Here is a 13,884-nt window from a genome sequence, read left to right as displayed (position 1 = left end):
GATTGCAAAAGGATCGGGATCATGGATGTTCTCAAAGCTATCGTATTTTTTATGATAATACTAGGTTATCAATCACTTCCTGCCGCTCAAAATGATTTCAGCGTATTGGACGCATCTAAATACCGTAAAACTATGCAACACGCACGTAACGGCATCTCTGGATTTTTACAGGAACATGCGAGGATTTCTGATATCAATAAACGTATCGTGTTAATTGCGGCAGCTCTGCAGGATATTCCTTATAGTAATAAGGAAACGATTGGCGAAGGAGATTGGATGGCGACCCATTCTACTTACCGTGCTTCCGCACTTCACCTCCAGCAATCTCCACTTTATCGATTAGATTATTTTGACTGTCAAAGTTTTGTCCAGACTGCAATGGCTTTATTATTTGCACATGATCTTGCGAGCTTCGATCAACATTATTTAAAAATAAGTTACGGTGCGGCAGGTCTTAAACAAAATATTGTTCATTTTTATAATCGTAATCATTTTGTAGAGGCGGATTTTAATCCACTGAATCGTCAACAGGGTTATTTAAAAAATAGTACGGACCAATTAGGTGAAGTTCAAAACCTTACGGTTACCATTAATCGTAAGTTATGGATGCAGTCAAAACTTGAAGACCTCGAACACACCATTAAAGTATTGAATAAAAAAGATGGCCCGGCGATGGTTAAACGTTTCTCGACTTTGTATCAACATTTAACTTTTCCTCGATTAGCGAATACTTCAGTAACGATTGATTATTTACCCACTTGGCAATGGGTGCAGCGTAGTAATCAGGGACATTTCTTTATAAAGGAAGCGATTTTAAAAAATATGCCGACACCTGCATTGGTTGAAATTGTTGTGGATAGTAATAAGTGGTTAATCGGGAGAAAAAAAATCCAAGATGTCATCGGCACAAAACTTGCGATAGCTCACGTAGGCCTTCTATACCGCACGCAATTTAAACGAGGGGAGGAAATCTATAAAAAAATAAATTGTTCTTACAATCGTGAGGATGAAAGTGAATGTCAGGTACAGTCGATTATTTGCCGTGCCAGTTTTTGTAATGAGCTAATGTTTGTGCATGCAACGCGTTCCTATCCTAATCACTATTATTGGTATGAGCTTGAAGGCAAAACGTATTGCAAGGCTTCTTTACCGAAAGGTGTGCAAACCCATCGAACTTGTAATCGCGTTGAAACTATTCCCTTTCAAGAATACATTACGAACCAACAGTACGGTATGTATTGGTATTTATCCAATCCGGCGATCTTAGGTATTCATGTTGAAAAAATAACCTCTCCGAGCGCTCCATCGTCAGTTTGAGGGCAGGTTCATCATTACCTTTGGTTTCAATCGTTAAAAGGACGATGACTTGGTTTGTTTGCATAGGATCTCAGATTATGCTGTGGCTTACCAACAACGAACCAGGAAAGAAACCCCAGAATAACTTGCGGATAAAGCAAGCAAAGCAATTCTACTAGCGATTTAAGATCAAAAAGTTGCAAGGGTATTTTTTAACCGTTATGTCCTCAATGAGCGCGTGTTGGTTTCGGAGTTATTCTTGTAATCAAGGTAGCGTTTCAAATTTGCGATAATTTCTTTACTGGTAATTTCGAGTGCGCCAAAAAGTTGTGCGCTTTCAGGAGTGAGGTTATCAAAACCGTAATTAGAGCGTAATTGTTTTTCTAGCCAGCCCGCTGAGTACATCGAAGCAGCACTTAGGAATAACGAGAAAGAACTTGCACAAGCTGTGCCCAGTCCAACAAGGGCGATGGTGGCCCAGCGAATGAGGGTATTAGCAGTTTTTTTATAATTATTGCGCGGTTTTAATAGGGTTTCTTTATGCAAAATATAATATTTTTCTACAATGCTTTTGATTTCCTGAGTAAGTAATATCATTTGAAGAATTTCATTATCTTGTAAGTTAGAGCACGGGGCTTGATTGAATTGGTGAAGTGCATTTTTGATATCCTTAACGGCGCCATAAAATGCTACATATTTTTTAAAATCTAAACTCCCGCTCCCATTGGTATCAGCGTCTTTTTTGAGTGAATCACGTTTTTCTTTAAAAGCCGTAATCAAGATGAGCAAGTGTTTAAGCTCCTTGCTTTTAGCAAAACGTGATTGTGTTGAAGTTTCATTAAAAAAACGAATGCCCATAAAATCCTCAGTTCATATTAATACTTATAAGGAACATCATAATAAAAAAAAGGACTGAAAGAATAGCTATTTAAAAGCGAATCGCAAAGCGTAAAAATGCGGAGTATAAAAAGGGGACATAATTTTCAACGGGATTGAGTTCAGATTCACCATAACCACCCGTATAGTTTAAACCAATTTCTCCCATCACTCGTTCGGTGAAATTATAGTTTAAACCTAAACCAAAAGTGGGGCTCGCACGCCAACAATTGGTTAACTGATCATAGCGGTGTACGCCTGCAACCCCTGCACTAGAATAAGCCCGTATCGCTGTGTAAGGAATAAAAACCATGAATTTAGCCATCAAACTTGCGGTCTCAGTGTGCGTAACCAATTCAGTTAAACCATATTCAAATGCAACTAAACTCATTTCATCAAAATTAATTTTTGCATTAGGGTAACGCAAATAATTGGTTTCAAGGGCAAAAGTGGGCATTAACTCATACCCTAGGAAAAATCCCCAAATCGCGCCCCCCTCTTTCACGGTTTGAGGGGTCGAGATAATGAGAGCATCATTGTCTGTATCTCCTGGAACAAGCATTTGCCATGTGGTTGATCCATAACCGGTGATGAAGCCTAGATAAAAAGGACGACGGTACAGTTCCTCATAAGCGTTGGTACTTGCATGTGCTACTGTGAGTAATAAATGCAAGACCAGAGGAATAACTAAATATGATTTTGGTTTTGTCTTAGCAATTAAAGGAAAATACTTCAAAAATGTCTCTCGTTAAGTACAACGTTTACCGGTAGTGCTACACAAATTACCGAGTGAATCTCGACCTCCTAAAAGATAACAATTCCAATCATCCATACACGTTTGAAATTGCGTGTCTTTTTGATAGGCGCAAGCCTTCTGCTGTGAGCCAAAGACGGCCAACATGCGCTTATAGATTGTATTCATATCTCGACACATTCCTGCCGGTAGTCCAGATTCAGTGCAGTGACATTGTGCGACCGCACGAAAAGATTGACAAAATTGTGGATGAGAAGCAGACACGGCTTGCGGGCAATTAGAATGAGTGGGAGAAACAAACCATGACAAAAAGCCTGGTTCGCTGAAAGTGTCAATCGAAAAAGTTAAGGCGATAAAACATCCCAATGCTACTAAAAGTTTTCTAGCCATCCCTGATCCTTTTGAAAAGTTAAGAGTGTTAGCTCCTATATTAGAGTGAAGCTGATCAAAGAGTAAACTGAAAAAGTATTATTTTGATAAAATTCTTAGTTTCACAATTTGACTACTGCGTTCCCAAAGTTCTCTACCAAGTCGGGGTAAACCCGCATTAAAAAAAAGAAGGTAGTTAAGCCATGCAAAGCCTGTATAAGTTACTGGAATATATTTGAAGCCCCGTTTTAAAAGGAAAAGTGTTATCCAAGCAGCGAACTTAGCAGACATGAGGCCGGGGCCCATGCGTGAAGTGAAGGCTGAATGGACAAGATGCCGATATTGAATCGTGTCATCATAAAAATAGTTTCGCGCAAATTTAGCGAAATTTCTTTTCGATTGTGCATACGGGTAAAGTTTTTTTATACCAAAGCAGGGATGACATTCAATTTCAGATCCGACGGCCCAAATTTCGAGAGGGACAAAACGTTGGGGTTGTAACCTTTTCAACTGCTCAATGAAGTAAACGTAGGAATCACAATTCGCTTCTTGCGTATGATCGTGTTTAGTACCATGCGCTAATAAAAGAATATCGGCGGTTTTAAGGGCATTGTCACATCGCTGATAATTATCGTATTGATAGTCAACGCCGTATTGCAATGCGGTGATATGGGCACCTTCTTTCTTAAGAAAGTGCAACAAATTTGAGCCCAGCGCACCGTGCGCCCCCGTCATCACAATGTGTTTTCCAGCTAATGGCAAAGCCGTACCAAAAAGATAATCGACTAGCTTAATGTAGCTACCATAAAAATGATTAGGATAAACATGATGCATGGCATGGTATTGCGTAGAAACAAAAACTCCGCCGCGGTAGGGTTTAAGGGAGCCTAATGAACGATGATGGAAATCTAAGCCTTGACTAAAGACAATCGATCCGAATAAACAAGTTTCGAGAAAGCCAGCCATGACCACAATGCTGCTCGAAAAAATAAGCAAGCAAAGTACAATTCCGCTTAGTGTCATGCAATATTCAAAAAAAACATGCTGTAAGAGATTTTTTTTTATCCAGACCTTTCGAATTTGCAAATCTGCAGGAAAAAAACGATGGTGAACACCATGTAATTTTCCGAGGAGCTTTAAAACAGAATGCTCAGCTTTCATAAACCGATGTAAAGCATAATGGATAAAATCAAAGAAAACGGTGCCTATTAAAATAGCGCACAGGATTTGTAAGACAGTAATGATGATCATGGCTGATGATTTTCATCGGGGTTGAAAGATAGTTTCGGCAAAAGATAACTCAACCATTTTGGTAAATACCAATTCCATTTTCCCAATATGGTCATAAAGGCAGGTACCATGATGGTACGGATTAAGAAGGCATCTACAAAAATAGCGATAGCGATTCCTAAGCCGAAGGCTTTGACTAATAAAATATCTGCGGAAATAAAAGAAAAGCAAATTAAGATGACAATAATGGCTGCACTAGTAATGATCTTACTGCTGTGAACAATCCCGTAGCAAATACTTTCGACACTATCGCCTGTTTGCTCATATCTTTCTTTGATACGGCTTAATAAAAAAACTTCGTAATCCATTGAAAAGCCAAACAAGGCACAAAAAATAATGATTAATAAACTGATATCGATGACCCCTTGCGCTTCAAAATTAAGCCATTGCGCAAAATGCCCTTCTTGAATGATAAAAACCAGTATGCCATAACTTGCAAACAAGCTTAAAATATTAACCACGATGGCTTTAATGGGAAGAAAAATCGAATGAAATAAAAGTAGTAAAATAATGTACGTTAAAGAAATGACCCATAAAAAAGCATAAGGAAAAATTTCTCCAATCCGATGTAAAACATCAACCGTATTAGCAGGTGCTCCTGTTACTTGCAAGTTCAACCCACGAACTTTAGTGTCACGAATTGATTCAACTAAGCTTCTTGTTTCAGATGAATCACTGCCCGTTTTGCTGACAATATTAACGACACTAAATTCATCATTGGTCGTTAAAGTCAAAAGTTGTTTACCAGAGTCGGGTAATTGAGCGCGACCTTTAGTATAAAGCATTTGATACTCAGTATTTTTGAGTAAAGGTGTAGTTGAAACAATGCTGTCGACCCGCGCAACACGGGGATCGTGACGCATCTTTTGTACCCAATGATATAAATAATCTAAATTGGTTTTTGTTAAAATTTTACCTCGCGTGGGTTCTGCAATCACCGTGATGGGGGTAAGCTCGCCTTCAGTAAACTTTGATTTAAATACATCAAATACTTTTCTACTTTCAATTTTTTTGGGCAAAATTCGGTAATCCGAGATACCAAAGTCGACCAATAAAAAAGGTGAGCCTAGAATGAGAAGGGTCGCAAGAATCCCAATAAAATACAGCCAGGGCTTCGCAACAACTTTATTGACGATCCACCACCAAATGCTGCTGTTTGGTTTGGGATTTGGTTTGAAAAACTGAATTGAAAAAAGGTTAATGTTAGCTTTTAAAATGGCTAAAAGCGCAGGTAAGACGACTACTGAAACAAATACAGCTACCCCCACTGCAATTAATCCACCAACCCCCACTGAAAATAAAACATTAATGGGGAAAAGTAACAAGGCACTTAGACTGATAAAAACCGCAAGGCCGCTAAAAAATACCGCTTTACCAGCGGTTGCAAGCGTAATCGCTAATGCCTCAGGAATAGAAGGCTCAATTTTTAACTCTTCACGGAAACGATTAATAATAAAAAGCGCATAGTCTAAACTTAAACATAAACCAAGGAGTAACGCGATATTGAGAGTAAACACCGATAGGGAAAGGTAGTTCCCGAGAAGATAAAGCAAGCTCAAAATAAAAACGGCGCAAATCCCATCTAAAATCATCGGCACTAAGGCTGCAACCACTGAACCAAAAACAAGTAATAAAGTAATCACGGCGACAGGTGTGGCAATATATTCAGCTTTAATCAAATCCTTTTCAGTTTGTTTCTTCATATCATTAAGAAAAAAAGGTTCGCCACCCAAGCGCATTCTGAGATGCGCAGGACGCATAATAGATGCGCGTAGTTTTTCCAATTCCTGGTCAGTTAAATCATGATTTCCTTTTATAAATACAACTGCATAAGCGGTGCGCTTATCTTTAGACACTTGTTTTTCATTGTCATCTGGATAAATAATTTTTGCGGCAAATCGATTGGTTTTTAATTGATGTAAAGAATTTCTAATTTCTTGAAATAATTTAGGATTCTTAGTAAAAGATTGTCTACTTTCATACATAATCACAAATTGATTTTGTCGAAAAGGAATTTTTTCTTTGAGCAAAGTGTTAGTGATGGCACTTTGTGAGCCTGGATCTATAAATCCCGTTTCACTGAAATGACTCACAGCTTTTGGAATAAGAGGAATGCACAACGCCACACTGATGATGCAAATCAAAAGTACGTAGTAACGAAGCTTATAAAGTATTTTACCGAATCGATAGAAGCGTGCTTGTTTCATCTTAAGGCTCATTGACAGTTAATTGATGATGTTTTAATTTTTCTAAGGGGTAATGGGTATCTCGCCAAATCACACCTTTGTTTTTATAGGTAGAAAGAAGAGATATTAAAACAATATAAAGAATCATTACCATGGATAGAGGGTATAAAAAAGCAAAAAATGGATTCATCCGAAAAGCGATTGCGACACGTATACTAATAATAAAAGTTAATATAATGTTGAGACCATTGACCCAACCTAGTGGGCCTGAAAAAATTATTACCATCAATAAAGGTAAAAAATAATAAATAAAAGCAAAAAGATAATTAGCTGCGACTGCAAGTGATGAAAAATTAAAAAAGGCAAAACTATTTTTCTTTAAACCCTCAATCATATCAGAACCTGTTTGATACCATTCGCGCTTAACCCAATCACCTCCGGTTACAATAGCTTGCTTGTAGCCTTTGTTTTTTATAATCTTCCCTAACATCAAGTCATCAAGACAAGATAAAGCAATGCAGCGGTGTCCGCCTACAGCTTGGTAAACATCTTTTTTGACTAGGTTAAATGCCCCATGACCAATAGATTTTTTACTCCAGGGTTTTGAAACCCGCCAAGGTTTAAAAGCCATGCAATAGGAAATATAACTGCCTAATAAAATAACTTTTAACCAAAAGTTGTTGCGAAGGTGTCGTTCATAAATAGTAAGATGATCAAGTTTATTTTTTATAGCAAAACTAACTGCTTTTGTGAGGATCTCCGGTGCCACAATCACGTCAGCATCCGTAAATAATAACCATTCCCCTTGCGCTTTCTCAGCAGCAAAATGGAGGGCATGATTTTTACCAAGCCAATTTTCTGGCAATTGTTGAATATGGTAAACCTTTAAATGGCCATATTGTTCTGCAAGATTACTAAGAATGTGTGGAGTCGCATCCGTGGAACGATCATTAATGGCAATGATTTCCATTTTAGGATAGTTCAGATTGAGAAGAGACCGGGCTGCCGTCTCTAGCGTCGCTTCTTCATTAAGGGCACTAAAAATAATGGAAACTGAAGGTAGTTGAGGGGTAGCTAAATTTGTTTCTTGCCGTAAATCTTTAATTGAAGTAAAGCCAATCGTAAATTCAATTAGCGTAAAAAGAAGATGAGTTAAGGTAAGCCAGGCAATACACAGTAAAACCATTTCCATTGGTAAGACCTTTCAGCCATTGATTGGGATCTTAAAATTTTCGATACATTTCAAACCCAAAATTGTCGAACTGTCATTAATGACCCAGTACATTCTAGAGGGCCATAAGGAGATCTTAACCAATGTTTACAATGATAGCGAGGGATAATAGGGAGATTGTTTATCATTTTCCTTACTTATTATGGTCTTAGAAGTGGGGTGTCAACTCGAAAGCGATGCGGCAATAATTAATCCTTAAGCATTTATAACTATAATACCCCAATCAAAAATTAGAACGACAGGTATCCTTGATGAAAGAACGCTCCGTAGCTGAAATGTATCAACGTTTTTATGAATTTTTTGTGAACGCGAACATCAATAAAAATTTAAAAGATTTTATAGAAAAAAATCCTGAATTTGCGCGATTTGCCCAAGAATTTAATGCGATTTTCGTTACGCATGCCAATGAGCATGCTGCCAACTTTTACGGCCCCGCTTATCTGTATTCCGAAACAAAAGTAGAGAAAAGTTGTGACATGTTGCTTGCAGAATATTTTTCATCATTTGTACATAAAAACATAATGATCTTGTCAGTTCAGGCTGATCCCAAACGTTTTATTCAGTATCTTTCAAACCATCCAGACTTGAGAGATTTTCTTTATGATAAAATAGCTCTTTTAACCGATTTAGCTCAGAAATGGTTTGAAATAAATTTTCCGAAAAATGTCCAGACAATTTCTAGAATCATTGAGAATTTTAATCAATATGAAGGGGATGCTTTAAATGACGCTGTTAAATCGGTTCAAAGGGAATTAGGTCTGCTCAATCCGCATTGCTCACCTTTTTATTTAGAAAATTTAATAAATAAAATTACGAATCCGTTTTATTTTACTAATGCCGATGAAATTATTTTAGCAACGTTGTTAAAATGTGGCATTACTGTGAACCCAAATGATCACCAAAGATTAAGAGCCTGGCGTATTGATGCGTTGCAGCCATTCTTGGAAGATTATAAAGAGGGAGTCATGAATAATATTCAGGACGACTTTGCAAGGGTGGTAAAAGTAGTCATGAATCGTTTCCTAAAGAATACAAGTAAAAAGAAAGATGACAACAATAATAACAACGTTTCCTCAGTAAGCACTACTATGTTTCCTTCCACGGGGACTCCAGGAACCAGAGGCCCTTTGCCTTCTCCGAATTTACCTAGAAGACCAAGTAACAGGCATTAAAGATAATATTCAAAACATCTTATCCAGCAGGTTCATAATGGCCTTGCTGGTTGAGGAAAACGACAATACAAAGGTAAATTAGCATTCTAGGAAAATAAAAATAATTTTCAATCTAATTATTTCTTAAGAATTAACCTTTACACTAGACTGAATAAAAATAATAACTACAGGCTTGAGTTCAATGAAAAAAGAAAAAATCATCACGATGTATCAAAAATATTATGAATTTTTTGTCAATGCAAACATCAATCGCAATATTCGGCATTTTATAATTGCCCACCCGGAATTTGAAGATTTTGCCCAACGCATGCATGCAGTTTTTTCAAGGTATGCTAAATCCAATAATGAAGACTCCAATTCTGCTGAAAGTGGATATATTTCCTCAGATGAAGAACAAGCGAATCATGCAGCTCTCCTTAATAAATATTTTTCTTCGTTTCAAGGGCGCAACTCGGTGCAAATTAACCCTGCGCCTTTTAAAAAGTTTCTAAAAGACTATAAAGAAATTACAAATTTGTTGGAGAGCAACCTGACCTTGCTAGCGCAACTGGCTGAAGCTTGGTTCAAAATTAATTTTCATCATTACAATGATGAATTAGTTCTTCCACGAATGAAGGCTTTAGGTAAGCTGTTTTATATACAGTCACTCAATCGCCCTATTCGTGATGCGGGTAGAGAATTAAGTGAAATTAATTTTAATTGCTCCCCTTTCTTTGTGCAAAGACAAGCAAACCCAATTATGAATAAATTTTATTTGAAGCATGTTGATGAAATTGTTTTAGCTAAATTAGAAAATAATCGTATAACAATGAAAGAAACCGATATAGATGAGTTAAGAAAAAAATGTGCTGCAAGGATAATGTTTTTGACTAATAATCCGTTTACGTTTGCCCATCATAATAATGATGCAGAATTTACAAAAATTATTGCAGATTTGGTAACTCATTATCAGAATGTTGATAACAACAATAACAACAATAACAACAATAACAACAATAACAACAATAATAACAATAATAACAATAATAACAATAACAATAACAATAAAATGCAAATTAACGCTTCAGGCTCCGGGCCCGGTTTGTTTGCTTCCGTTGGGATTTCCCGTTATAAAAAAGCGAAGCAGAAGATGAAAATTGTAATGAACAAATTTGCTAATAAGTCTTCGTGAAAACTTTTACCCCCCTCTCTTCACTTAACTGAGCCGGAATTTGCAGTTACAAGTGATTTAGTTTTGAGCAGGGAGGCTGGGAAGATAGGGTAGTATAATTTTGGTAACTATATTACAATTTTGTGCATTCTTACAATAATGAAATAAAAAACTATACTCCTTCTCTTCATTTAAACCCCAATTAAGAGATTATCAATGAAAAAATATGCTGCTCTTCTCACAGTGATTTCTGCAATTGCGCTTCCCAATCTTACTTTGGCTCAACCTCCACTCAATTTAACCTGTGCTAAGCGACATATCGTGACTTATTATGAGTCCGGTTTGTACGAAAAAGAAGTGGCAGCTATTGTATCGAAAGCAGAAAAAAATTTAATAAAGAAAATTACTGAAAATAATGCCCTACGGCATCCCCGCAAACTTGCTATTGTTTTGGATATTGACGATACCAGTCTCACAAACTTTCCTGATCACAAAAAAAGGGATTTTAATAATTCTGAGGAAGCAATCGATGCAAGTTATCGCCAGGCAGACGCCCCTGCTATTCAACCAGTTTTAAACTTATACAATTTGGCGATTAAGAATGGTGTAGAGGTATTTTTTGTTTCTTTTCGCCCCGAGGCAGTACGTTCCTATACCATCACGAATTTACAAAAAGTGGGATTTTATGGATGGAGCGGACTTTATTTAGCGAATGAAAAAGAAGTCCAATTGCCCCCTGCGTGTTATAAAACCGCGGTCCGCAAAATTTTAACCGAAAAAGGCTACCAAATTGTCTTAAACTTGGGCGATCAGGTAAGTGACGTTGAAGGTGGTTTAGCTGATTTTACTCATCTCATTCCAAATCCTTTATATAACACTTCACCAACTGCTTGTTTGGCAAAATTAAACTGACTTCACCCTATAACTGCCCATTCCAGCTTAAAAGTTGAGGGAAAGAAATGAGCCTTTCCCTCCCTTCCATTTGAGATTAAACTGAAATAATTACCGTATTACACGAATGGAGAGTGTTTTGGGTAAAGGACATAACCACGCTATTCCTGGTCAACACAAAGAACGACCTCTCATTATTGCCTTGCTACTAACTTCTGCATTTCTTATCGTTGAAGTCGTCGGTGGTTTCCTGACCGGAAGTCTTGCACTTATTTCAGATGCCGCCCATATGCTTACCGACACGGCAGCTTTGGCGATTGCTCTTGCTGCCATTCGTATCGGGCGTCGACCCACGGATGCATTGCGAACTTTTGGTTATTATCGATTTGAAATTTTGGCAGCAGCTTTTAATGCCGTCATGCTTTTCTTAGTCGCTATGTACATTTTATATGAAGCTTATGCAAGACTAAAAAATCCACCCGAGATTCAATCATTGGGTATGTTGGTGATTGCGAGTATTGGGTTGATTGTAAATCTTATTTCTATGTCTCTTTTAGCTGGTGATAAAGATAAAAGCCTTAACGTTAAAGGCGCTTACCTCGAAGTATGGAGTGATATGTTAGGTTCCATTGGCGTTATTCTCGGGGCCATCATTATTTACTTTACGCAATGGGTTTGGGTGGATTCTCTCATTGCAGTAGGAATTGGATTATGGGTATTACCGCGTACGTGGATTTTATTGAAAGAGAGTATAAATATTCTTCTTGAAGGGGTGCCGGAAGGAATTGACATGTTGCAATTAGAGCAAGTGCTTCGTGAAGTTGAGGGTGTGGTCGATATTCATGAGCTGCATGTTTGGGCAATCACGAGCGGTAAGGTTAGTTTAACCGCTCACGTTGTCATTGCAGCAGGATACGATTGTGACGCAGTCACAACTTCGCTGAAAGAACTTTTGAAACAAAAGTTCAATATTACCCATACTACGCTCGAACATGAGCGAAAAAAATGCGCGGAAGATTTTACTCACTAATCCCGGGCTAGATAATCCTTTCCATATTGCGCTAAATAATCATGATAATTACCCAAATAGTTACGTGCGCCATGATGTTCCGTTAACGCAATGACACGCGTCGCGATATGATCGATAAAAAAGCGATTATGACTAACAAACAAAACTACGCCCGGAAATTTTGTAAGTGCTTCATGCAGTGCATCAATTGATTCAAGATCAAGATGGTTAGTAGGTTCATCCAGCACTAAAACATTATGTTGTTGTAAAATGAGACAAGCGAGCATAAGCCGGGCCGATTCTCCGCCACTTAAAACCGCAATTTTTTTATGAATATCATCGCCGCGAAATAAAACTTGCCCTAATACGCTTCGCATCAATTGCGGAGCCACGCTAACTTGATGTTCTAACCATTGCCATATCGTTTGATGGCCAGGCATTTGGGTGCGGTAATCTTGCGCAAAATATCCCACTGAAACTGTTTCACTCCATTCGAATTGCCCTTCATCGGGAGGAACAATTTTTAACAGCGTTTTTAATAAAGTCGATTTACCAATACCATTTGGACCGATGACTGCGCATTTATCCCCACGGTGTAACACAAAGGAGATATTTTTTAGTAATTCTCTTTCGCCATATTTTTTAGAAATTTTATCCACTTTTAAAACTTGTTTACCAGAAGCCCGCTGCGGTACGAAATTAAAAAAAGGTTTGATAACGGATGAATCTTTAATATCAGGCATTTCAATGCGTTCAATCATTTTGACTCGCGATTGCGCTTGTCTTGATTTAGCAGCACTGGCACGAAAGCGATCCACAAAGCGTTGCATGACTTCAATTTGCTTTTCTTTATGTTGAACTTCATTTTGTTTTTGCAATAAAGTTTCTTCTTTCGCTAAAATAAATTGATCATAATTGCCGACATAATCAGTGATCGTGCTGTAATCAATATCAAGAATATCAGTTGAAAGACTATTTAAAAATTCGCGATCATGTGAAATAAAAATAAGTAAGCCTTGAAATTCATTTTTTAAAAAATCTTCAAGCCATGCAATTGAAACTATATCCAAGTGATTCGTTGGTTCATCTAAGAGCATAATATCTGGTTTTTGAAATAAAACTTGGGCAAGTAAAACGCGTAGTTTGTAGCCTCCGGATAAAGCGGATAGGGGTCCGTAGTGGTATTTTGCTTCAATACCTAATCCGACTAATAACGTTTGGGCAATTGATTCTGCATCATAACCAAGTTGATGCATAATTTTTTCTTCTAACGCCGCTAACCGATAACCTTCGGCATCACCAAAAACTTCTTGCGTTAATAATTTTTCTTTTTCGCATAATGCATCCCATAAAATGGCATTACCGCGAATGACAACATCAATAATGCGTTCATTTTCGTAACTGAAATGATCTTGTTTTAAAATACCGGTCGTCATCATTTTGGGCTTGCCAATAATGCCGGTACTAGGGAGTTCCTCACCTGCAAGAATTTTTAGAAAAGTGGATTTTCCAGTGCCATTTGCGCCTACAATGCCATAACGCTGCTGCGGTGACAAAATCATCGTGACATCACGGAATAAAGTTCTTTGACCTATCTCCATGGATAAATTTTTAATATCTAACATACTTAGTACTATCAGCCTCGTTTATATATATAAAT

Annotated in this window: 12 protein-coding genes; 5 read left to right on the top strand and 7 right to left on the bottom strand. The window is 37.5% G+C overall.

Annotation, left to right across the window (positions count from 1 at the left end; all coding sequences use genetic code 11):
• Window positions 1-21 precede the first annotated feature (21 nt).
• Window positions 22-1,317, top strand: coding sequence for a DUF1460 domain-containing protein (locus tag H0W64_10350; protein ID MBA3662120.1), 1,296 nt, complete (start codon window positions 22-24; stop codon window positions 1,315-1,317).
• Window positions 1,318-1,515: 198 nt separating this feature from the next.
• On the opposite strand, the gene H0W64_10345 is transcribed toward H0W64_10350, so the two are convergent.
• The 6 genes from H0W64_10345 to H0W64_10320 all read right to left on the bottom strand — a co-directional run bounded on the left by H0W64_10345 (window position 1,516) and on the right by H0W64_10320 (window position 7,963).
• The gene (locus H0W64_10345) at window positions 1,516-2,154 is read right to left on the bottom strand and encodes a hypothetical protein (GenBank protein ID MBA3662119.1); all 639 of its coding nucleotides are present in this window, start codon (window positions 2,152-2,154) and stop codon (window positions 1,516-1,518) included.
• 70 nt (window positions 2,155-2,224) lie between these two features.
• Complete coding sequence (locus tag H0W64_10340) at window positions 2,225-2,908, bottom strand: hypothetical protein (GenBank protein MBA3662118.1); 684 nt, start codon at window positions 2,906-2,908, stop codon at window positions 2,225-2,227.
• Window positions 2,909-2,920: 12 nt separating this feature from the next.
• Window positions 2,921-3,316, bottom strand: a complete 396-nt coding sequence (locus tag H0W64_10335; GenBank protein MBA3662117.1) for a hypothetical protein — start codon at window positions 3,314-3,316, stop codon at window positions 2,921-2,923.
• A gap of 78 nt (window positions 3,317-3,394) precedes the next feature.
• A complete protein-coding gene (locus tag H0W64_10330; GenBank protein MBA3662116.1) occupies window positions 3,395-4,546 on the bottom strand; it encodes a sterol desaturase family protein in 1,152 nt (383 codons plus the stop codon).
• Window positions 4,543-6,792, bottom strand: coding sequence for an MMPL family transporter (locus tag H0W64_10325; protein ID MBA3662115.1), 2,250 nt, complete (start codon window positions 6,790-6,792; stop codon window positions 4,543-4,545). The genes H0W64_10330 and H0W64_10325 overlap by 4 nt, the downstream gene beginning before the upstream one ends.
• A 1-nt stretch (window position 6,793) precedes the next feature.
• Window positions 6,794-7,963, bottom strand: coding sequence for a glycosyltransferase (locus H0W64_10320; GenBank protein ID MBA3662114.1), 1,170 nt, complete (start codon window positions 7,961-7,963; stop codon window positions 6,794-6,796).
• Between the two features lie 290 nt (window positions 7,964-8,253).
• On the opposite strand from H0W64_10320, the gene H0W64_10315 reads away from it, so the two are divergent.
• The 4 genes from H0W64_10315 to H0W64_10300 all read left to right on the top strand — a co-directional run bounded on the left by H0W64_10315 (window position 8,254) and on the right by H0W64_10300 (window position 12,245).
• Window positions 8,254-9,174 (top strand): hypothetical protein, encoded by a 921-nt coding sequence (locus tag H0W64_10315; GenBank protein MBA3662113.1) that lies wholly within the window; start codon window positions 8,254-8,256, stop codon window positions 9,172-9,174.
• 181 nt (window positions 9,175-9,355) lie between these two features.
• Window positions 9,356-10,345, top strand: coding sequence for a hypothetical protein (locus tag H0W64_10310; GenBank protein MBA3662112.1), 990 nt, complete (start codon window positions 9,356-9,358; stop codon window positions 10,343-10,345).
• Between the two features lie 195 nt (window positions 10,346-10,540).
• A complete protein-coding gene (locus H0W64_10305; GenBank protein MBA3662111.1) occupies window positions 10,541-11,236 on the top strand; it encodes an acid phosphatase in 696 nt (231 codons plus the stop codon).
• A gap of 106 nt (window positions 11,237-11,342) precedes the next feature.
• The gene (locus H0W64_10300) at window positions 11,343-12,245 is read left to right on the top strand and encodes a cation transporter (protein MBA3662110.1); all 903 of its coding nucleotides are present in this window, start codon (window positions 11,343-11,345) and stop codon (window positions 12,243-12,245) included.
• Here the strand turns inward: H0W64_10300 and H0W64_10295 are convergent.
• Window positions 12,242-13,849, bottom strand: a complete 1,608-nt coding sequence (locus H0W64_10295) for an ABC-F family ATP-binding cassette domain-containing protein (GenBank protein ID MBA3662109.1) — start codon at window positions 13,847-13,849, stop codon at window positions 12,242-12,244. The genes H0W64_10300 and H0W64_10295 overlap by 4 nt on opposite strands.
• Window positions 13,850-13,884: the final 35 nt, after the last annotated feature.

The sequence above is a fragment of the Gammaproteobacteria bacterium genome, from assembly GCA_013816845.1.
Lineage (GTDB): Bacteria > Pseudomonadota > Gammaproteobacteria > DSM-16500 > DSM-16500 > Aquicella.
The sequence above is the reverse complement of the archived record's forward strand: the minus strand, read 5'-3'. Positions and strand labels throughout refer to the sequence as shown.

Excerpts from the sequence above, each read along its gene's own strand:
- H0W64_10350 (MBA3662120.1), top strand. The coding sequence starts at position 22 with ATGGATGTTCTCAAAGCTATCGTATTTTTTATGATAATACTAGGTTAT.
- H0W64_10345 (MBA3662119.1), bottom strand. The coding sequence starts at position 2,154 with ATGGGCATTCGTTTTTTTAATGAAACTTCAACACAATCACGTTTTGCT.
- H0W64_10335 (MBA3662117.1), bottom strand. The coding sequence starts at position 3,316 with ATGGCTAGAAAACTTTTAGTAGCATTGGGATGTTTTATCGCCTTAACT.
- H0W64_10330 (MBA3662116.1), bottom strand. The coding sequence starts at position 4,546 with ATGATCATCATTACTGTCTTACAAATCCTGTGCGCTATTTTAATAGGC.
- H0W64_10325 (MBA3662115.1), bottom strand. The coding sequence starts at position 6,792 with ATGAAACAAGCACGCTTCTATCGATTCGGTAAAATACTTTATAAGCTT.
- H0W64_10320 (MBA3662114.1), bottom strand. The coding sequence starts at position 7,963 with ATGGAAATGGTTTTACTGTGTATTGCCTGGCTTACCTTAACTCATCTT.
- H0W64_10315 (MBA3662113.1), top strand. The coding sequence starts at position 8,254 with ATGAAAGAACGCTCCGTAGCTGAAATGTATCAACGTTTTTATGAATTT.
- H0W64_10310 (MBA3662112.1), top strand. The coding sequence starts at position 9,356 with ATGAAAAAAGAAAAAATCATCACGATGTATCAAAAATATTATGAATTT.
- H0W64_10305 (MBA3662111.1), top strand. The coding sequence starts at position 10,541 with ATGAAAAAATATGCTGCTCTTCTCACAGTGATTTCTGCAATTGCGCTT.
- H0W64_10300 (MBA3662110.1), top strand. The coding sequence starts at position 11,343 with ATGGAGAGTGTTTTGGGTAAAGGACATAACCACGCTATTCCTGGTCAA.
- H0W64_10295 (MBA3662109.1), bottom strand. The coding sequence starts at position 13,849 with ATGTTAGATATTAAAAATTTATCCATGGAGATAGGTCAAAGAACTTTA.